A 20091-nucleotide genomic window follows, 5' to 3' on the forward strand; every position below is an offset into this window, starting at 1 on the left:
ACTTATGCTCTAGCGAGGTTGCGGACTTTCGTAAGCATGTACCCCGGCGATAAGGCCGTGGCCGTGCTGGCTTGCCATAAAAAGTTTAAATAGTTTTTAGACATGATTGAAAACCCCGCATTACGGAAAAATATCTGCGAGTAATTAAATCTTTTGCGATTGAAGCGAGTTAGCCACGGCTCTGCCTGACGAATACGCATAAATTCTTCAAACGTAATTTCTGGTTGCAGTTTCCGGCGAGAATTCAAGCAGTGCATTGTGTATCCTATCATATCAAACGTATGAAAAGGGTTGCGCACAGTAATTGCTGATTCATGAATTCTGTATTTCATCAGGGCCTCCTGAATTATGACCAGAATATATCCTTCCGCTATTAGACGATTGAATATTTCAAAATCATCGCAGGGCCAGAATTTAGACCGCAGCCCACCCGTTTTCTCGAACACTGCCCGCGAAACCATCAGGCCCGTCATGGCGCACTGTACGAACTCGCCGGTAGCCGCCACCCTGCGGCATTCAGCTACGTTTTTGATGAAAGGGTAGCGTTGCGTACCCAGCGTGTTGCCCTTGTGGTTAATGTAGTAGCAATGGCAGCTAGAGGCATCTACCTCCGGGTTAGCTTCATGGAAGGCCACTTGCCGGGCCAGGCGCTCCGGCAGCATCACATCATCGGCATCGAGCAGGGCGCACCAGGTACCGACGGCTTTGGCCAGCAGCTTGTTAGTGGCCTCGCAACGCCCGGCATTAGGCTCAAAGAAGGCGTGGATGCGGGCATCGGTGGCAGCGTAGCGGCGGATGATGTCGGCCGAGCCGTCCTTGGAGCCGTCGTCGAGGATGAGCAGCTCGAAGTCGGTGAAGGACTGGCCTAGTACGCTCTCGATGGTTTCCGCCAGGTAGGGCTCCTGGTTGTAAACGGGCAGTATGACAGATACCGTGGGGGCCATGACGATGTGTAGGTTAATGAGAAATGAAATTCAGGCAGGAATAAGCGTGACTCACGAGGGTTAGTAGACAAAGCCCTCGGTTCGGCTGAAATACTTGGCGTCGGGGGGGATTTCGCCCACCGCCTTGGCGGGCACCCCCGCGTACAGCTTCCACTCCTGTTCGTAGGCTTTGTTGAGCAGGGATTTAGCTCCCAGCACGCAGTAGGCCGGAAGCACCGACCCACCCAGCACTACCACATTGGTACCCACGAAGGTGTAGGCCCCAATTCGAATTGGCTCGCTGCCCTGCCGGTTGTCAAACAGGTTGATGGAGTGCGTTAAGAACTGCGAGCGGTAGCCGGCAATAGTGGCAAATCGGCCTATTTCCAGCAGGTTCGTGCAGTCGAGGTGATGGTCTTTGGTAACGGCCGCCGACTCGCCCAGGATAAGCTCGGCACGGCGGGAAGGCTGGTGCTGAAAGTGGGGCGACTGCGTGCGGGTGGGAAAGCCCGTAATCCAGTTGCCGCGGCCAATGGTGGCATTGGCCTCCATGGTAATGGCATCAAGGTGAATAGCCACGGTGAAATGGTCGATGCGGGCACCGGCGCCCATGGTTAATCGCCGGGGAAAAATCCAGGCTAGGCCTATGTGCGCGGTGGGGTGTAGCTCAAAGCCAAACCACCGGTGCAGGGCTCGCCTTTTAATGCTCCAGGGCAGAATACACGTGACTGCTTTACGAAACATAGCTAAGCTCTTGCCGGACCCCGAACAGATCCAGATAATGGGAGGTCATGTGCTCAGGCTCAAAGCGGCGAGCATTCTCGAAGCCCCGCGCCACCAGGGCGGCGCGGGTGTCGGCGTCCTGTAGAGTGAGCAGTGCTTCCGCAAACGCTTGGGGTTGGGCCGGATCGGCGTGCAGGGCGGCACCGCCGCTCACTTCGGGCATGGGCTCAATGTCGCTGGCAATGACGGGGGCTCCGCAGGCCTGGGCTTCAATAACTGGCCAGCCGAACCCCTCGGAGAACGAAGGAAAGATGAAGGCTTCGCAAGCCGAGTAGAGCGCCACCAGCGTAGCATGCTCCGGCTTAACCACGGAAACTACCCGGCCCTGTAGGCCTAGGGAGTTTGCCAGCACAAGCAGCGCTTCCTCAAGGGGCTCTCCGGCAAAACAGATCAACCCTTGCCAACGCGAACCTAGCGCGGCGGCCATATGAAGGAGCAGCGCCCGGTTCTTACGGGCCAACCCTGACCCGACATGCAGCAGGAAGTTTGCATCCGGGGCTAGGCCTACCTGGCTAAGCAGCTCGGCTTGTTGGGCCGCGGGCAGCGGGGCAAATCTTGCGTTGAAAGCGTTATGTATCACCCGCCAATCCTGAGTGGCATGGTCGGGGGCTAGCTCGCGCAGCTGTTGCAGGGTGAGTTGCGAAACGGTGGCCAGCAATTTGGCGCGGCTCAGGTGGTGCAAAATCCACTTTTGCAGCACCTTGCCTAGGCCAGAAGCGGGGCAGTAAGCATCGGCGTAGCCGAATGCACCCCTGATGGCCAGCACATCGTGGCACGTAATGCCCGCCCGCTCCTCTGGCAGGTGCTGCAGATACGGGGCGTTGGAATGGTCGCACACGTGAAAGCGTACGTTAGGGCTGGCAAAGGCCTGATCCAGCAAGCGCCAGCGCAGGACCATTGGAAAAACCAGCCATTTATCTACGTAAGCCAGCCACTTGCCTATGCCAGTAGTAGCAGCCTGATGCCGGCGGCCGAACAGAACAGTAGGACGCCAGATTTCGGAGTTAATACCTGCCTGCTGATAGCCCGCGTGAAGCATGCACGCAAAGCGCTCCATGCTTTCTTGACCATCTGGGGGGTAGTTCCCGATTAAAATAAGCCTCATAAGCTACCTGTTCGGATAAAACGCGTGAGAAAACGGCAGGAACAGCGGGCCGTTTAGTTGAGCTGAAACTCGCTGAGCACCAAGCGGCCAAGGTCTTCGTGGCCAACGCCTAGCTCGCGTACCTTCTGCGCCCCGGCGCGTCGGATGCTTTCTCGCAGCTCGTCATTGCGCAGCAGCTCATGGCAAACGCGCGCGCACTCGGCCGCATCAGACCAGAAAACGGCTTCGCGGCCTTCATCATAAATCTGCTGGTGCTCCTCAGTGCGCTCGGCACACAGTAGGCCGCCGGCGTAGGGCACTTCCAATGAGCGCTGGGTGTGCAGGTCGCGGTTGCCCTTGGAGAGCAGCCCCAGGCAAATCTTAGCGCCCTGAATGGCCGCTACGTAATCGCGACCACCCAGCGCACCCCCACGGTAAGCAACCTGCAACTCCTTCCAGTGAGGAGATTTTTCCCAGCGGCTGCCCCAAATGGCAAGCGGTACGCCCTGCCGCAGTAGCTCAAGCATAAACTCGTCGCGCTTTTCGTTGGGCATCCAGGTGCCAATAAACACCACGTCGGACCGGTAGGCCGCAGGCACGGCGGTAGGGCGCGGGAAGGGCTTGTGGGCTATTTCATCATAGCTGCGCAGCACGCGCCGAACTTGAGGCGCACCCAGGGTCTGGCATTCGACTTCCGTCTCGCGGCGCACTACCACCACCAAATCGTAGAGGGATAAAGCCGGAAGTAGGGAATCGAAGCGGTGGCCGTCGCGCTGACCAGTTGGGTCATCCACGTTGTAAAGCACCACGGGGCACCCTACGTTCTTGAGCACTTTCAGGCAGCCGACGCCAAACAGCTCCCCGCTATCCACCCAGATCAGGTCGGGCTTAGGAGTATTCGCCAAAATGGTGCGCAGCCAATGACCCACTTTGCTTTGCATAAAGCGGTAGCCGGTACGATAGTGGAAGGCCACAAACCACCGGTAGCTGCCCATCGGGCCCACCAAGTCGGCAATGGTATCAAAGGGGCTGTGCTGAATTACATGGTGGCCTAGACGCTTCAAGGCCTCGGCGCGCTGGGCTGCCGTGGATTTGGGGTTGCAATCCCCGAAATACAGAATAGTAGCCATAGGGGAGGTCGTTGTTTCCATCAGGTCATGGGTTATAGGTGCTTTCTAAGTGCTTAGCAGCACCCGCCGGGGCTTGGCAGTGGCGGACAGTAGCGCAACCATGGTGCTGAGCCGCCGAGTAACGTGGAAGAGGAGTAGATACAAGAGCACTTGCTGAATCCAGCTGCGCAGCAAGAAGTTAGCCGTGCCCGTCACGCTCTCCATGGGCAAAAACTGAAATACCATCGTCAGGCTCAGTAAGCCGCAGAAGCTGAACAGCAGATAGGTGCGGCCCTGGCCGGTGGGCGAGCTGCCCGAGAGGGGCCGCCGAATACAAAAGCAGTCAAATAAGAAGTACACCGGAATCATGGCTACCCCCAGAATAAGCAGGTACCACCAGCCAAATGCGGCCATTCCGGTGCCGGCAAAGTGCCCGGTAAGGCGGGCTCCAAACACCTCATCACTGCCCGTTACTTTGTAGTACAGAAAGTCGCCGTAGGCAATGGCATTCACGGCGTCCTTGTCAACGTCTAGCGCCAGCAGGTCAAGCACTGGCTTAGGAAACGTGGTCAAGAAGCGGTCAATGCTGTACTGCCGAACATCGGGGTCATTATCCCCAATTTCAGCGCCCAGCAGCAGATTAATGTCGTTGAACTTGATGTTGCAGAAACGGGCCAGGAAGATGTTGTCCAGGTAGGTTTCATCCCAGGCTTCCCAGGCGCTAGACACCTCATTGCTGGTTTTGAAATCGTGGATGGCTTGCTTGTCTTGAAAGACTTGCCACGTGAGCCCAACTAGCTCTGAGCGTGGGGTGTCAGAGCGCACATTGCGAACCATAACCATGGCGGTGCCTATATCCGACATGGGGCCCGTGAGGAACCACGCCACGAACAGGGCAATGGCTAGGTTCTTGAGCGTAAAAAGGCGGGTTTTAATCAGGCCTAGCAGCAACCCCAAGGCGAAGGTGAAGCCAACCGATGTAAACCCGAGCATGAACGCTCCGCGGCTGTTGGTACCTAGGCTCAGGATAAACAGCAACACGGTAAACCCAACCAACCGGGGTACCAGGTTGCGAGCTGGGGGAGTAAGCTGCCCATACATCCGACCGAAGGGGATGAAGTACGGGGCGTAGGTGAACGGAACCAGTGCTTCAATAATCTTCTCGCCGGCTCCGGCCGTCTCCCGGCCCTGCGAAGGCATGTAGAAGTAGGAGAAGAACATAGCTCCCAACCCGATAAAGCCAATCAACCAGATTTGCAGATCACTTGGGGCCGTAAACATCCCGAGCCGCTGCAGCAGACTAGGCCGCTTGGCGGACAAGCTGCGTGGGGCAGTTGCCAGGAAACGGTAGAGGAGATGAGTGAAGACCAGCACCCCCAGTGCTAACAGAGAGTGGAGAAAGACGGTGTAGGGCAACTTCAGATTATACACCAGCTCTTTCCCTTCCAGCAGGGTGAATATGAGTGGGAAAACAAACTGAGTCGCCGTGAAGCCCACAATCAGATAGGAAGACAGGGGAAACTGCTTCAAGCTGGCAGGGCGCAGAGCAGTGAGCGTAACGGCGGCCCACGCCACCAAGACGGCGCCTGTACCCACCAAATTTGCCTGAGTACTAAAGAATATACTCTGCAGCAGCGCGGCTCCGAGTATCACCACCCAAGACCAGCCGACAAACTGAGACAGGAAGTCTCGCTGGCCTTTTGGGGCCAACTGGGCTGGGGCTGCGTGTGTGAAAGAGGGAACTGGTTGCATGGCAAACAAAACGGCTAGAGAAAGCAGGGTTAGCGGACTACAGCCTGCAGGTCGGTGAGCACATGGGAGAGGGCGGTGCCGTAAGAGTCCCAGCCTCGTATTGCCTGCACTCGTTTAATGGCCGCCTCAGACATGTGCTGTTGCAGTGCTTGATCATCCGCGAGTTGTTGGAGTCGCTCTCGGATACTATCGGGGGAGCGAATGGGCACTACAAAGCCTTCTAGGCCATCCGTGAACAGGTCTTCACTACCCGTATTAGTAGATGAGATTACCGGGCAGCCGCAGGCCAGCGCTTCACCTAATACCAGCCCAAAGCCTTCTTCCACACTCGGGAGCACGAAAACATGCGACGAACTGTAGAGGGCGGGCAGCTCTTGATTAGGCACCAGCCCCCGGAAATCAATACCGGTCACGTCGCGGTTCGCTAACAATTGCTGTACTTCCGGCTCTACGTAGCCCACCACCACAAGCTCCTTACGTGGGTGTCGCAGTGCCTGGAAGGCTTGTTGCAGATCCAGAAACCCCTTGCGGATGCTTACCGCGCCCACCCAAAGCACCCGAAAACGGTCTTGGGGCGGATCGGCTACTTTGTGAAACCGGTCTAAGCGCGCGCCATACGGCACCTTCACGAGCTTTTCGTCGGGCACCCCCATTTGCAAAAACGAGCGCCGCACGAATTCGGAAGGCACCGTTACGAGGTCAGCCTGCTCATACTCAGCTTCTTCCTTGGCAATAATGCGGGGGTCGATGCCGCGGTAAGGAAGTCCCCACCGGGCATGCTCAGAACGCAGAATCTGATCCTGAAAGCGGATGTGGGAGGAGCCTCGGTCGCACACGTGGTATCCTCCATTGCGCTGCGCCGCAGCTCCGGCGTGTAGGCCACTGCCCGACAGCGCCATAAGCGTTGTGGGGTTGCGCAGGCGCAGGGCCACGTAACGGTCAAGCGTTTCGTGGGCCCACCATAGCCACTCCCGGTCGAGCCAGGGCGAGCCACCCAGCCCAAAGCGGCCCCTGGCCATGAAAGGGGAGTGTAGCCAGGGAAACGTACGGATTTTTGCTGCCGGAATGCCTTGTTCATCGCGCAGCTTCAGGCGGGGGTAGCCCGTCCAGATGCAGTCGAGCAACCCATGCTGCTCAAGCTGCCGGGCCAGGTGAAAGTGGTGAAAGCGTCCGATTGAAATCTGAGTGACGGCCATAATAGGGCGAAGAAGCGGGAGAAACGTGGGTGGTTAGGCCGGGAAAAGCCTTTTAACCAAAGGCAGAGCACTTACCAAGCGCAGGGTGTGCTCAGTGGCCAGCGTAGGCAGCACCTGCCAGTAGCGCCAGGCGTTGCCGAGCAGCAGCACCAAGGCGCTGCTCACAATTAGCCATTTGAGTTGGGGCAGCACAATCATGGCTCCCATTGCCAAGGCGGCCACCCACACCGAAGTCACCGCTATCCGGAAGGGGCGCGTAGGCCAGTATAGGCCATTGGTGCGCAACCATTGCCCGGCCACCACCCGGTAGCCAAAGGTGGCTACCACTTCGGCAGCTAGCAGGGCCAAGCCCCCACCCAGGATGCCCGTGCTGGGAACCAGCACGACTATTCCACCCACTACCACGGCGGCAGCAGTAGCGGAGAGCAGCAGTTGCGGACGCAGGAGGTTGTTGCCGCGCACAACGGCCATGGCTGGCTGCACCACGGCATACACCAGTACCGAAAGCGAGAGCGTAGCAAATAACAGCGGGTCGAATGGCACCTTTCCGCGCGTCCAAAGGCCGTACAGGGGCTCTACTACAGCCTGAAAGACCACTGTGGCGGGAGCCATTACGGCCACCAGCACAAACCAGATAGTTCCGAAAGCCACTTCGCTACGTGCCTGGTCGCGCTGGTGCAGAAAGCGCATCAGCTCCGGCATCATGGGGTTGACTACCGTGTTCAAGCCCTGCAACGCAACGTTGGCCCCCGTGCGCATGGTAGAGAAAGCGGCTAACCCGGCGGCGCCCGCTAGGGGGGCCAGCAGTAGGCGTACTCCTTGTTGGCGCGCATTCTCGAGCAGCACCCGCCCGGTGATGGCCAGCGAGCGGGTAAAGTTCTTGAAGCCCAGCCGCAGCGAGGGGCGTGTAAACGGAATCTGTTCCTGCCGCAATAGCCGAGACAGATCTAGGTAGAGCGGTAGTGCAATGATCAGCCCGGTTACGGCCGTTACAACGCCCGTGGTGAGCAGGCCCGCCCCAAGCAGTACTGCTGAAACTGGAGCCACGGAACAGGCTACGGAGTAGGCCAGTCCCCACCACGCCATGCGCGGGTAGTGCCCGAACGGAGCCAAGGCCCGAAAGAACAGCCCCGATACACTCGTGCAGACCAACCACGTAATGCCCTGCAGCAGCAGCACAATGCCCGCATCCCGGATCAAGCCAGGACTAGCCACATCTGTTTTGCCTAAAAAGTACGGTAGTGCCCCGGTAACAAGCAGCGCGGTAATAATGAGCAGCTGCACCAGACTCAGCAGAATACCAATACTGATACCTGACCACAGGTGCTTGCTGAGGGCTGGGCGCCGGGTAGTGCCAATTTTTAGGAACTCGTAGGCCAGGAACTCCTGGTGTCCCAGGTCCAAGATAGAGATGACGCTACCCAGCGTCTGAACCGCAATCCACACCCCAAAGGTGACTACGCTCCAGTGCGAGAGGTAGAGAGGAACCAGGGCCATTTGTGATAGCACCGTGACGCCAATCTGTACCCAGGACGCCGCACTTCCGGAAATCAACCGCGAGGCTGTTGACATAAATTACCTGTCTGCTTGTGAACAAAACACCCGTAGCGGCTGCTACCAGTGTACTGGGGCTCTGCTTATTGCAGCACGCTCTCTTTGAAGTATTCCAGGGTGCGCCGTAACCCTTCGGCACGGTCTACTTTGGGCTCCCAGCCCAGAATCTCCTTGGCCTTGGTGATGTCGGGCTTGCGCTTCATCGGGTCGTTCTGGGGCAGCGGATGGTAGGAGGGCTTGAACTCCACGCCCGTCAGGTTGGCAATTTCCTCCCCAAACTCCTTGATGGTGATTTCGGTGGGGTTGCCAATGTTCACCGGCAGGGGGTAGTCGCTCAGCAACAGGCGGTAGATACCCTCTACCAAATCGTCGACGTAACAGAACGAGCGCGTTTGCGAGCCGTCGCCAAACACGGTCAAGTTCTCACCACGTAACGCCTGCGAGAGGAAGGCTGGCAGCACGCGGCCATCATCGAGGCGCATGCGGGGGCCGTAGGTGTTGAAGATGCGGATGATGCGCGTTTCTAGGCCATGGTGGGTGTGGTAGGCCATCGTAATGGCCTCCTGAAAGCGCTTGGCTTCGTCGTAGCAGCCGCGGGGGCCTACTGGGTTCACGTTGCCGAAGTACTCTTCCACCTGGGGGTGCACCTCGGGGTCGCCGTATACTTCCGAGGTGCTGGCAATCAGGATGCGTGCGTTTTTGGTCTTGGCCAACCCTAGCAGGTTGTGCGTACCCAACGAACCCACTTTCAGCGTCTGAATAGGAATCTTAAGGTAGTCGATGGGCGAGGCCGGCGAGGCAAAGTGCAGGATGTAGTCTAGCTTGCCCGGCAGTGATACGTAGGTGGAGACGTCGTGCTCCACAAACTCGAAATCCTCGTTTTCGAGCAGATGCTCGATGTTAGCAAGGTCGCCGGTAATGAGGTTATCCATGGCAACAACCTGATACCCCTCGGCTAGAAATCGGTCGCACAAGTGAGAGCCCAGAAAGCCGGCGCCGCCAGTAATCAGAACACGTTTTTTATCGGACATGGGATGGTAGCTAATGGTTGGCAATACCCACCCCGGCTGGGGTGGGGGCACAGGGCGGGCGTCAGAAGGCTAGCTCCTTGTACTCGGTGCGAATACCAATGCAGTGGTAGATAAATCCCGCCTCCTGCATCTGTTGAGGCTCATAGATGTTGCGGCCGTCGAAGATTACTTTGTCCTTCATCAAGCGGCCTACAACCCCGAAATTGGGAGAGCGGAACTCGGGCCATTCCGTCACCACCAGCAGCGCATCAGCATCAATCAGGGCTTCAAACGGGTCTTTGGCGTAGGTAATACGGTCGCCTAGAGTGTGCCTGGCCTCGGGCATGGCTACCGGATCGTAGCCAGCTACGGTGGCTCCCTGCTCCAGCAGCTTGTCGATGATGACCAGCGAAGGAGCCTCCCGCATGTCATCGGTCTTGGGCTTGAACGAGAGACCCCACACGGCAAACTTCTTGCCTTGCAGCTCCCCGCCGAAGTGCTCAGTAACCTTGTTGAACAAGACCGATTTCTGCGCTTCGTTTACGCTCTCTACGGCCTTCAGCACCTGCATCTCATAGCCGTTTTCGGCCGCCGTTTTGATGAGTGCCTTCACGTCTTTCGGGAAGCACGAGCCGCCGTAGCCGATGCCGGGGTAGATGAACTTGGTGCCAATACGAGCATCAGAGCCAATGCCCTTGCGCACCATGTTTACATCGGCCCCCATGATTTCGCACAAGTTGGCAATGTCGTTCATGAACGAAATTTTGGTGGCCAGCATGGAGTTGGCCGCGTATTTCGTCATTTCAGCCGACGGGATATCCATGAAAATGATGGGGTGCCCATTGAGCAAGAAAGGCTTATACAGGCGGCTCATCACTTCCTGCGCCCGCTCCGAAGCTACGCCAATCACAATGCGGTCGGGCTTGAGGAAGTCGTCGATGGCCGCGCCTTCTTTCAGGAACTCTGGGTTTGAGGCTACGTCAAACTCCACCTCCGCCCCGCGCAGGTACAAGGCCTGCTCAATCTCACGGTGCACTTTGGCGGCCGTTCCTACTGGTACAGTGCTCTTCGTCACCACTACACAGTAGTCGTTTAGGTTCTCGCCAATGGCGCGGGCTACGGCCAGCACGTACTTCAGGTCCGCCGACCCATCATCACCTGGAGGGGTGCCCACTGCAATAAACGCCACATCGGCCTCCTGAATGCTTTCGGCCAGGTTGGTGGAGAAGCTCAAGCGCCCCGCCGATACGTTGCGGGATACTATTTCTTCTAGGCCAGGCTCGTAAATGGGGAGAATGCCGTGGTTGAGGTTGTCAATTTTCTTTTGGTCGATGTCGATGCAGGTAACCTCAATGCCGACTTCGGCGAAACAGGTGCCCGTCACTAGGCCTACGTACCCCGTACCTACTACTGCAATTTTCATGTGCGTGCTTTTTAAGTTGGTATGTATCAGTTATCCAATTGGTTGGTGTGCCAATGAGCCAGGCTAGGCAGGGCCGCGCCAAGCATTCGGCTCCCAGGCCAAGCGCGTGGGGCGTTTGGCGGGGGCCATGGGTGGGAACTGAGGTGGGATGGGGCAGAGGCCTAGGAGGCCGTGGGCGCGGAGTTGAAGCGGGAGGCGTACAAGACGACGGTTACACCAGGTTTTGCCGTTGTTTTCTGGTGTCGGGCTTATAGTAGCCGTACCCGTTGCCGTAGCCGTAATCTCGCAGGTTGGCTTTGTTGGCGTCATTCACTACCAGCATCACTTGCTTTAGCTTATGACCGGCCTGAATGCGGTTTATGATTTCCAGCTGGGCCTTGTGCGTGAAGTTGTAACGGACCAGATAGATAGTGGAATCAATGTAGGGAGCCAGACTGAAGGCATCCGCGACCTGGCCTACGGGCGCAGAGTCAATGAGAACGTAGTCGAAGCTTTCCTTAAGGATATCAATGAGCTTGTCCACCTTGGGGCTAAGCATCAACTCCGAGGGGTTAGCCACCGTCGGGCCGGAGTCTACCACGTATAAGCCCGGTAAGGCGGTCGAAGGCTTGACAATGTCATCGACCGATACCGCATCAGAAACCAGGTAGTCGGTTATGCCTGGGCTATCGGTTAGGGGTTGGTTGGTAATGGCGTTGGGCTTGCGTAAATCTAGGCCTACTATAACCACCTTCTTCCCGGTTAATACCAAGCTGGCGCCCAGGTTTAAGCTAAAGAACGTCTTGCCTTCGCCGCTCATGCTGGAGGTTACCAGCAGCACCTTGTTGTCTTGCTCGCGGGCCGCGAACTGCAGGTTGATGCGAATCAAGCGGAACATTTCGGCAATGGGTGTCTGGTTGGCTACCACAATGGCCTCGTTCGTCCGGTCATGAATCAGCTCACCCAAGATGGGGGCAGTAGTAACCCACTGCACATCCTGCAGCAGTTGCACCTTGTCGTTCATGAGCTCCTTCACGTACACGAAGGCTAGCGGCAGGCCTAGCCCCACCAACAGAGCCACCAGCAGCACCGTGGTTTTGTTGGGACTAACTGGGTAATCCTCCGCAATGGCCCGGTCAACGATGCGGGAGTTCGATACAGTGGCCGCCAAAGACAAGGCCGCTTCTTCTCGCTTCTGTAGTAAGTACAGGTAAAGAGCGCGCTTGAGCTCCTGCTGGCGGTTGATGGCCAAGATGCCCCGCTCAATGGTGGGCACCTGCTGAATTCGAGAGCCAAACTGGCTATTTTTTGCCAGCAAATTCCGGCGGGTAATAGTTAGGTTGTTCTTAACGGTACGCAGGTTCTCCTGAATATTCTGCCGCAGGTTCGCCAGCTGGTCGTTCATGTTCTGCACTACGGGGTGGCTGGCCTCTGTTGTGCGCAGCATTCGGTCGCGGTCTAGCTGCAAATCATTGTATTGCGCTATCAGGCTCGCTAATGTCGCGTCTTCCACGTTGAGCGTGCCGGGAATAAGCTGCTGCTGATTTTCGCTCTGTGTGATATAGTTTTCGATGGATTCCAGCACTTCAATCTGGATACCATAGTTGGAAATCTGCTTGCTGTATTCACCGGCTTCTCGCAGAGACTGTGTTACCTGGGAGCTGACATCAGCCACCTGGTTCTTCCGCTTGAAGTTCTCATCTTCCTTCTCCACGTCTGTTAGCTCAGAGCTGAGGCCCTGTAAGCGTCCGTCAATGAAGTTGATAGTATTAGTTGCCGTGGCATTTTTATCTTCCACAGCTTCCTTGTTATACACCTCCACAAGCTTGTTGATAATGTCCTTACCTCTCGCGGGCACGGCATCCGTCAAGCTCAGACTTAACACACTTGCTTGTTTGTTAACGGGCACTACGCGCAAGCTCTTCGCATAGTGATTGGCAAGCTTCTGGGGGTTCTGAAAAGTTATGGTGACCGGCTGAGTACGGCGGGTACCTCTCACTGCCGGTAAGGAAACCAGCGTGAAAGTGCCGTATGGCTTGCGCAAAATCTGGCCAAACTGGTGAGTGCTACGCTGCGTTTTATCCTCGAGCTCAAAGCTGTTGTTGCTCGTGATGTGAACCGTCACAGACTGGCCATACGCGGCGGAGTCTAGGTGGCTGATGAGTAGTTTGAAGGGAATCTGGTCCTGGTATACTTCCTGCTGACGAATGCCACCCTTCACTCGGTACGTGGCCTGTAAGGAAAGCTCGGATAGCACCCGGTGCATCAGGCTGACCGACTTTAACAGCACAATCTCATTATCAACGTTTTTACCAGCGTTTAGGCGGCTGAAGTCCGTGAATTTCTCCGTGGGGTTAATCTCCGTTTCGTTGCGCTTATCCTTGATCAGGAGCAAGCTGCTGATGTTGTACTGGGGAGTGGCATACCGCAAGTAGAGCACAGCAGCACCCAACGAAAGCACTACTCCCAATACAAACAAATACCAATAGCTCAGGTATTTGGAGAGGATATGACGGTAGTTCGTAGACTCAAACTCTTCCGAATGAAATGACTCTGTACTCATAGTAGAAGGAGTAAAGGCGACGTACTAGAAGATATTCTGGAAATTGAATATCAGCGCGACTAGAACCGAAACCGCTAATGCAGCCACTGTGTAGGTGCGGGTATCCGTAGTGGCCTGGATCTGCTTGATCTTATCTGGCTCCACATACACCACGTCATTCTGCTGCAGGTAGAAAAAAGGAGAATTAAGAATTTCCTTGTTGTTCAGATTTAACCGAGTGGTGCTGCGCACACCATCTTTCTCCCGGACTAACAGCACATTTTCTCGCTTGCCATAGGCGGTCATGTCGCCAGCTAGGCCTAGTGCTTCTAGAATATTAATTCGCTCGGTGGGTACAATAAACGTAGAAGGTTTATTTACTTCCCCGATAACAGTTATTTTAAAATTAAGCAGTCGAATATTAACAATAGGATCTTTTACAAATTTCTTGATTTCTGTCGTCATCTTCTGCGTGGCTTCCTCTTTGGTAAGACCAGCTAATTTTACTTTGCCAAGCACCGGGAAGTCAACCTGGCCGTTGGTGTCAATTAAATATCCATCAATTGCGGTATTTTCATCAGCTAGGTTCAAGCCTGCAGTGGCTTTGCCGCTGGTAGGTTGTACAGTGCCTTTATTAAACAAGGCGTTAGATTCCTGGCTGAGGCTTATTAATTGAATATTAAGGAGGTCATTGGGTTGATAGCGTAATGCAAAGTTATTGGGAACATCAACTTTATAATTGTCATTATTTTTTAAGTCGCTGAAATAAACCAAATTTCTTGTTGGCCGACAGGCAATTGAGGCTAATGATATGAAGGATAAGAGAATTAATTTTATGATGTCCCTGCTCATGCGAAAGAAATTTATTGATTTAAATGTGCTGCTCATTTCTGCCTTTACCGGCTGAGTACTTTATACCAGTTATCATAAAGCATGACGGGTAAGTAGGAATGAGTCATCATGTTCTGAGCGGCTTAGTATGTTGTTTGCAAGCTGAACAAATGAGTGACCTAGCGTATGGAGGAGTTGCTTTTATATCCGTTTAGTAAGTGGGTTAAAAACATAATTACTTGATAAGCAATATTATGTGTAATTTTCACGTCCGGCGCCATAAAGCTTTACCTAGTTATCGATGCCAGAACTTTACTTTTGTGTTATATCAAATCTGACACGAACTGCGTAGGTAAGCATATGGAACCGGAAGATGAGTTTTTAAAAAATGCTTCTACAATGGTGAAATTTGCCAAAGAAGAAATCAAGCAATTCTTGGGGTGGACCAATAAGCATAGCTCTTATGGTCAGTCAGCTCAATTAATAGTTTCCAAACTGGAGACTATTTTGAAAGACATTAAAGAATTGGAGGAAGAGTTCAAGAATAAACAAGGTTAGGTAAGAGAATACTATTTTTTTGTATTCTTTAAAAGGCATTGTCGCTGCCCTTAAACGTCTGTTTTATTGTAAGAATAACAATTTTTAGATCTAGCATAAACGACCAGTTCTTAATATACCATATATCAGTATCTACTCGCTTTGCCATGGCTTCAGTTTCTTTTGTTTCGCCTCGATACCCAATTACTTGAGCCCATCCGGTAATTCCTGGGGAAACTAAGTGCCGAACCATAAAATTGTCAATCAGGCGAGAATAATCTTCCGTGTGCTTCAGCATATGTGGGCGGGGGCCTACAACCGACATTTCTCCCCGTAGCACATTAATAAATTGAGGTAGTTCATCAAGATTGGTTTTGCGCATAAATGCACCAAGACGAGTGATGCGGCTGTCACCTTTGGTTGCCTGCTTATGGTCAGCGTCTGCATTAATGCGCATGCTCCGAAATTTCAAGCAGTAAAAAGGTTTGTTGTGCTTGCCTGTCCGCAATTGCTTGAAAAAAACGGGTCCTTTTGAATCCAGCTTAATAAGCAACGCAATCAGGGGAACAAACCAGCTGAGGAGCAGCACTACCACGCACAAGGAAAAGGCAAAATCAAACGCTCTTTTCCGTAGAAAGGCACCCAGAACGATATTATCGACATGCGATGGCAAGAACTGATGTGCCATAGTTCCTTTTTCGAAAGTTTCTGCATGCATAGGGGAAGGAGCTCAGTAGAGCTGTTTATCCAGTTTGGAATACTTCTCGCATTTGAATAGTCGCTAGACCACACACTGCTAGGCACTGTTACAAGCAGTGTGGCATGGGGTTGGTCGGGGCAGCAAGCTGCATGTAAGCCCAGTTTGGGCATGGGATAGTACGCTAAGGGGGGGGAGCGTACTGGGTAGATTGACTGTTTAGCGGTGGGATAGTAGCTAAACAATCTGCACTTGGCCTCCAGGTGGGATGGAGCACCGGCGCTTAGCGTTGTAACAGGGGCGGAGTTGGGGCGCGCTTACTAGTTGTCAGTTTTTCCTGGCCTAGGCCTTCCTCTCTGTCTGTTGTTACACGTGCATCTTTTTTATTTGAATTAATTGAATATGGTGTCAATAGTATTTTGTTGTAAACACCAAATTATCAAACAGTTAAGAAGAGCTGTTGTCCTCTTATTTGTACCTAAAGTATAGCATGATTATAGAAAATCAAAATAAAGTCACAGATTTTTGAATATATATTCAAATTATCAAGTTTTCACGGAAATTTCGTATCTATTTAAATACCAGTTGTATAGGGTTGTGTCTGGCTGGTTTTCTATCCCGACTTCATTCCGCTAGGCCTCCTACTACTATGGCGGCTTTACTACTTGCCTTATGTAAGTGAATAGGTTGTGACCATACCCAAGGGCACCTTCTTCTTGGCATTTCATTCCTTAACCAGCTTTAGAGACTGATTGGTAGTTGCGTTAACTAATCGTAGCAGGTATCCGCCCGGCTGGCGCAAGTAAGGGCCAAGATCTAGCGGAACTAGGCCAGTGGGAGTAACTGGCAGCACGCCACTGGTCAAGGGCTGGCCCACCGCAGAGTAAAGCTGATAAGTTAAGGGGCACTGTGTTGGCGGCAACTCCAGCCATACGCGGCCATCGTGGGTCGGAGTCGGGTAAAGCTCAATATGGGGGAGCTTCTTGTCGCCTGAAGGCAGAGGCTGCTGTAATTCCACAGCAGCTATACTTGTGGTCTGCACTTGGCTGCCAGCTGCGGGGAACACCTCGATGGCTGAGACTTTAGGCTGATCTATGCCACCGTCGGTGGGCAAGGAGCTGAAGTAGAGGGTGAGGGCCCCATCGGAGACGGTGGTGGTGAAGGTCTCGGTAGTAGCCGTCAGCGGGCCGACTTTCTTGATGATGTCGTAGTTGTCGAGCACTTTCTGTCCCTCCAGGCTCACATCGAACAGGCGCTGTCCGGGGCTGCTCCAGTAGATGTCGGCGAAGTGCAGCACCACCTGGTACGTGCCGCTCGTCACCGGCAGGGAGTAGGTTAGCTGGCCGTTGTTACCGTAGCGCTCCGTCTGGTACAGCGCATCATCTGTGGTGCCGGCAATGGGCGAGGTTACAGAATAGAGGTTGCTGGCTCCGTAATACTGGTCGGCGGCAAACGTCCCTGAGGAAGTAGTAAGCTGCCCGCCGCCGGCGTTGAGACGGAAAGTGGGCAGGGCAGCGGGCGTAACAGTGAGCGTAACCTGGTCGGGGGCACTATTGGCCTGTTGGTTATCAGTAACAACCAGACTGAAGATGTACGTGCCGGCTACTAGGCCACTGACTGTGGGCGTTGCTACTAGTTGGCTGCTGAAACTGGCAGTATTCGGGCCACTGATCTGGCTCCAGCGATAAGCGCTAATAGAGCCATCTGGGTCGGTGCCTGAGCCAGCTAGGCTGGTGCTGTTGGTGGGTAGGCGCAGATTCTGATCTGGACCTGCGTTGGCTACTGGCGCTTGGTTGCCAGTGGCGGTAGTGAAAACTTCAATGGCCGAGATTTTAGGGCGATCTACACCGCCGTCGGCAGGCAAGGAGCTGAAGTAAAGAGTGAGGGCGCCATCGGAGACGGTGGTGGTGAAGGTCTCGGTAGTAGCCGTCAGCGGGCCGACTTTCTTGATGATGTCGTAGTTGTCGAGCACTTTCTGTCCCTCCAGGCTCACATCGAACAGGCGCTGTCCGGGGCTGCTCCAGTAGATGTCGGCGAAGTGCAGCACCACCTGGTACGTGCCGCTCGTCACCGGCAGGGAGTACGTGAAGCTACCCTGGTTGGTGTTGGAACTGCGCTCGGTCTGGTAGAGGGCATCGTCGGTAGTGCCAGCAATGGGCGAGGTCACAGTATATATATAAGAGGTAGCGGCGGTATAATACTGGTCGGGGCTAAAGCTGCCTAGGCCAGTGCTAAGCGCACCACCCCCGGTGTTAAGCCGATACACAACGGTAGTAGAGGTAGCAGGATTAATAATCACCCGGAACGTGTCATCGGCCCACAGCCCATCGGCATCCGTTGCGCGCACTACTATATCACTAGCGCCTAGTAGGTTGGGCTCATACGTGAGGGTCAAGGTAGAGCCGCTAAGGGAGGTGCGAATGACATTGGGGTCTGAATTGCCCACAATGCTGAACCGCAGATTGCTAACGCCGCCGTTGTCGCTAAACACACCGCTCAGCGGAATTTGAGTGGGGGCGCTGCCTTCCTGCACGGTTACATCGGCAATAGGATTCACAACTTTGGGAGCGAGAGTTTCGCCATCATCGGCGCCCGCCACCCACTGCAGGATGCGCTGCGCAAATACCCGGTTCTCAACCCGACTCAGGTAGGTGCCCTCGCCGGCGTTCCAAAAGGCATTGCGGTCAAAGAAACCCAGTACGCGCCCTTGCCCAATCTTAGCAATGGCAACTGCCGCATCTGCTGCCGTCACGGGACCATCAAGACTATTGAGTTGCGCTTTTCCCGCAGGCAAGCCTGCCAAGATGGTAGCTGGCGAGGTAGTGCGCACCGGGCTAACCCCTTCGGCCTCAATAGTTAGCCCTCCATTCTTATTGAAACGGTTGATGTAATGATTCGTGCTCCACTGATTTAGGGTAAACACGCTCACGCCATTATCGCGCAGGAAGTGCATGCCAAACTGATCGGTTAGGTCATTGTCACTAGTAGCCCCCACGGTGCTATTGATGCCTCCACTATCCCAGCCAAAAGCCGCGTCTGACCACGCTAGTAAGCCACCGCCACTGTTTACCCAGGTGGCCACAGCCGTCTTCTCAGCGGCGCTAAACCGGCGGTTGTTAGAACCCAAAATGAGCACCTTATAGTTGCTGAGCGTGGCGGCATTGAGCGTAACGGTGGCATCGAGGGCCTCTACCGCGCTGAATCCGGTTTCAGTGAGCAACTGGTTGAACTGAGACATACCTTGGTTGCCGGAATCAGCCAACCGCATGTCGTGAATGGAGGGCGGCACGCTACCATATAAATAGAGAAGTTTCGGTTTGCTATTCTGCACCGTTAGCGTCACCTCCAGGGTAGCATCAGGGTAGCCGGTGGCCTTGGCCGTAACGGTGGCGGCGTAGGTGCCCGCACTCAGGCCCGTTGTGGTAGCCGTGACCTTCACTTCGGTGCCGCCCAGCAGGTCGATGGTACCGGTAGTGGGGCTCACGCTTAGCCAGGCCGGGAGGGTGCTGGCATCTATAGTATAGTTTGGGGTACCGCTAAGGGCCCATAGCAAAGCTTGCTTGGTGACGGTAGTACCCGCTGCGGCAGAGAGGGTGAGCTTGCCCGGCCAAAACCCGATTTTATTATTAGGCGTGCGAGGTAGGTCGCGCTTGCGGGTAGTGGTTTGCGGGTTGGTGGCCTGGTTGAGACCACCATTAGACACAATGAGTACGCTGCCGATAGCCTCCGCCGCCGGGCCAAACAGGTGGTCTAGCAGCGGGGCCTGCTCAGTCCAGGTGTCGGTGGCTGGGTCGTAGGTAGTAACGTTGTTGAGTACGTTGTCGAAGCCATTGGGCCGGCCACTTCGGCCTCCAACCAACATCACTTTTCCGTCTACCACGAATGTGGCCGGCTCGCTGTGGGAGCGGATATAGGGCATATCCCGCAGGCGCGTCCACGTGTCAGTTGCCGGGTCGTAGACCTGCACGTAGTTCACGTCATTGAAGGGGCCGTCGTGGCCTACCTGGCCCCCCATGGCGTATATCTTGCCTCCCACGTGGGCCGTAGCAAAGTGACACCGCGCGTCAGGCATGGGAGCTGCCGTGGTCCAGCCGGCGTTGGGGTTGCTGAGGTCCAGCACATAGTGCACGTTAGCCCCAGTCTGCCGATCATCCAGGAGCCCTCCGAACGAGTGCAGCTTGCGTCCTACGCGTACTAACGCATTGCCCCCGCTCCGGCTGGGCAGCTTTGGGCCCAGGCTCCAGGTATTAGTGGCTACATCATAAATCTGCAGCAGGTCAGAATTAGGGTCTCCTACTAGCCCCCCCAAGAACCCCCCAGCCACATATACTTTGGTACCATCAACGGTAATGCCGGCATGGGTTACCGGGTAGGGCATATCCGCCAGATAAGTCCAAGTGTTCGTGGCCGGATCATAGACTTCGCACTTCGCCGTAGTGTGCACGGAGCTGTTATCGAACCCCGAGAACACGTACATCTTATTATTAATCATTACGCTGAAGCCGACCCATTTAGGCGTGTTAGACGGGGTCATCAGGCTCCAGCCTGCACTCTGCCCCTGGCCTAGAAATGGTATCAGCAGCAACCACAACAGTAAACATGCGCTAAACAGCCGCTTCGGAAGCGTGTACTGGATCAAGGCGTTTTCCATCTGATATATAATAGGATATG

Annotated in this window: 14 protein-coding genes; 1 reads left to right on the plus strand and 13 read right to left on the minus strand. The window is 54.8% G+C overall.

Annotation, left to right across the window (positions count from 1 at the left end):
* Window positions 1–2: 2 nt before the first annotated feature.
* The 11 genes from EU556_RS23820 to EU556_RS23870 all read right to left on the minus strand — a co-directional run bounded on the left by EU556_RS23820 (window position 3) and on the right by EU556_RS23870 (window position 14207).
* Window positions 3–944 carry a glycosyltransferase gene (locus EU556_RS23820; protein ID WP_135436750.1) on the minus strand — a complete coding sequence of 314 codons (942 nt, stop codon included), beginning with the start codon at window positions 942–944 and terminating at the stop codon, window positions 3–5.
* Between the two features lie 60 nt (window positions 945–1004).
* Entirely contained in the window at window positions 1005–1667 is a 663-nt protein-coding gene (locus tag EU556_RS23825; protein WP_135436751.1) for an acyltransferase, read from the minus strand.
* Window positions 1657–2745, minus strand: a complete 1089-nt coding sequence (locus EU556_RS23830) for a glycosyltransferase (protein ID WP_245327867.1) — start codon at window positions 2743–2745, stop codon at window positions 1657–1659. Before EU556_RS23830 ends, EU556_RS23825 begins: the two co-directional genes overlap by 11 nt.
* A 119-nt stretch (window positions 2746–2864) precedes the next feature.
* A complete protein-coding gene (locus EU556_RS23835) occupies window positions 2865–3941 on the minus strand; it encodes a CgeB family protein (RefSeq protein ID WP_245327868.1) in 1077 nt (358 codons plus the stop codon).
* 24 nt (window positions 3942–3965) lie between these two features.
* The gene (locus tag EU556_RS23840; protein ID WP_210116361.1) at window positions 3966–5495 is read right to left on the minus strand and encodes a hypothetical protein; all 1530 of its coding nucleotides are present in this window, start codon (window positions 5493–5495) and stop codon (window positions 3966–3968) included.
* Between the two features lie 185 nt (window positions 5496–5680).
* Complete coding sequence (locus EU556_RS23845) at window positions 5681–6847, minus strand: glycosyltransferase family 4 protein (protein ID WP_135436754.1); 1167 nt, start codon at window positions 6845–6847, stop codon at window positions 5681–5683.
* Between the two features lie 33 nt (window positions 6848–6880).
* Window positions 6881–8344 (minus strand): hypothetical protein, encoded by a 1464-nt coding sequence (locus tag EU556_RS23850; RefSeq protein WP_210116362.1) that lies wholly within the window; start codon window positions 8342–8344, stop codon window positions 6881–6883.
* Between the two features lie 140 nt (window positions 8345–8484).
* Window positions 8485–9432, minus strand: a complete 948-nt coding sequence (locus EU556_RS23855) for a UDP-glucuronic acid decarboxylase family protein (protein WP_135436756.1) — start codon at window positions 9430–9432, stop codon at window positions 8485–8487.
* Between the two features lie 61 nt (window positions 9433–9493).
* Window positions 9494–10834, minus strand: a complete 1341-nt coding sequence (locus EU556_RS23860) for a UDP-glucose dehydrogenase family protein (protein WP_135436757.1) — start codon at window positions 10832–10834, stop codon at window positions 9494–9496.
* Between the two features lie 211 nt (window positions 10835–11045).
* Entirely contained in the window at window positions 11046–13376 is a 2331-nt protein-coding gene (locus tag EU556_RS23865; protein ID WP_135436758.1) for a GumC family protein, read from the minus strand.
* A gap of 24 nt (window positions 13377–13400) precedes the next feature.
* Entirely contained in the window at window positions 13401–14207 is an 807-nt protein-coding gene (locus EU556_RS23870; protein ID WP_135436759.1) for a polysaccharide biosynthesis/export family protein, read from the minus strand.
* A gap of 339 nt (window positions 14208–14546) precedes the next feature.
* Here EU556_RS23870 and EU556_RS23875 point away from each other — a divergent pair, with 339 nt between their 5' ends.
* Window positions 14547–14744: a hypothetical protein gene (locus tag EU556_RS23875; RefSeq protein ID WP_135436760.1), complete on the plus strand. Its 198-nt coding sequence runs from the start codon at window positions 14547–14549 to the stop codon at window positions 14742–14744.
* A 28-nt stretch (window positions 14745–14772) separates the two neighbouring features.
* Here the strand turns inward: EU556_RS23875 and EU556_RS23880 are convergent, their stop codons facing one another.
* Together EU556_RS23880 and EU556_RS23885 are read right to left on the minus strand one after the other, a co-directional pair.
* Complete coding sequence (locus EU556_RS23880; protein ID WP_135436761.1) at window positions 14773–15441, minus strand: exopolysaccharide biosynthesis polyprenyl glycosylphosphotransferase; 669 nt, start codon at window positions 15439–15441, stop codon at window positions 14773–14775.
* Window positions 15442–16144: 703 nt separating this feature from the next.
* Window positions 16145–20071, minus strand: a complete 3927-nt coding sequence (locus EU556_RS23885; RefSeq protein WP_135436762.1) for a malectin domain-containing carbohydrate-binding protein — start codon at window positions 20069–20071, stop codon at window positions 16145–16147.
* Window positions 20072–20091 lie beyond the last annotated feature (20 nt).

Origin of the sequence: Hymenobacter fodinae, from assembly GCF_004745825.1 — a bacterium.
In the GTDB taxonomy this organism is placed as follows: Bacteria; Bacteroidota; Bacteroidia; order Cytophagales; family Hymenobacteraceae; genus Hymenobacter; species Hymenobacter fodinae.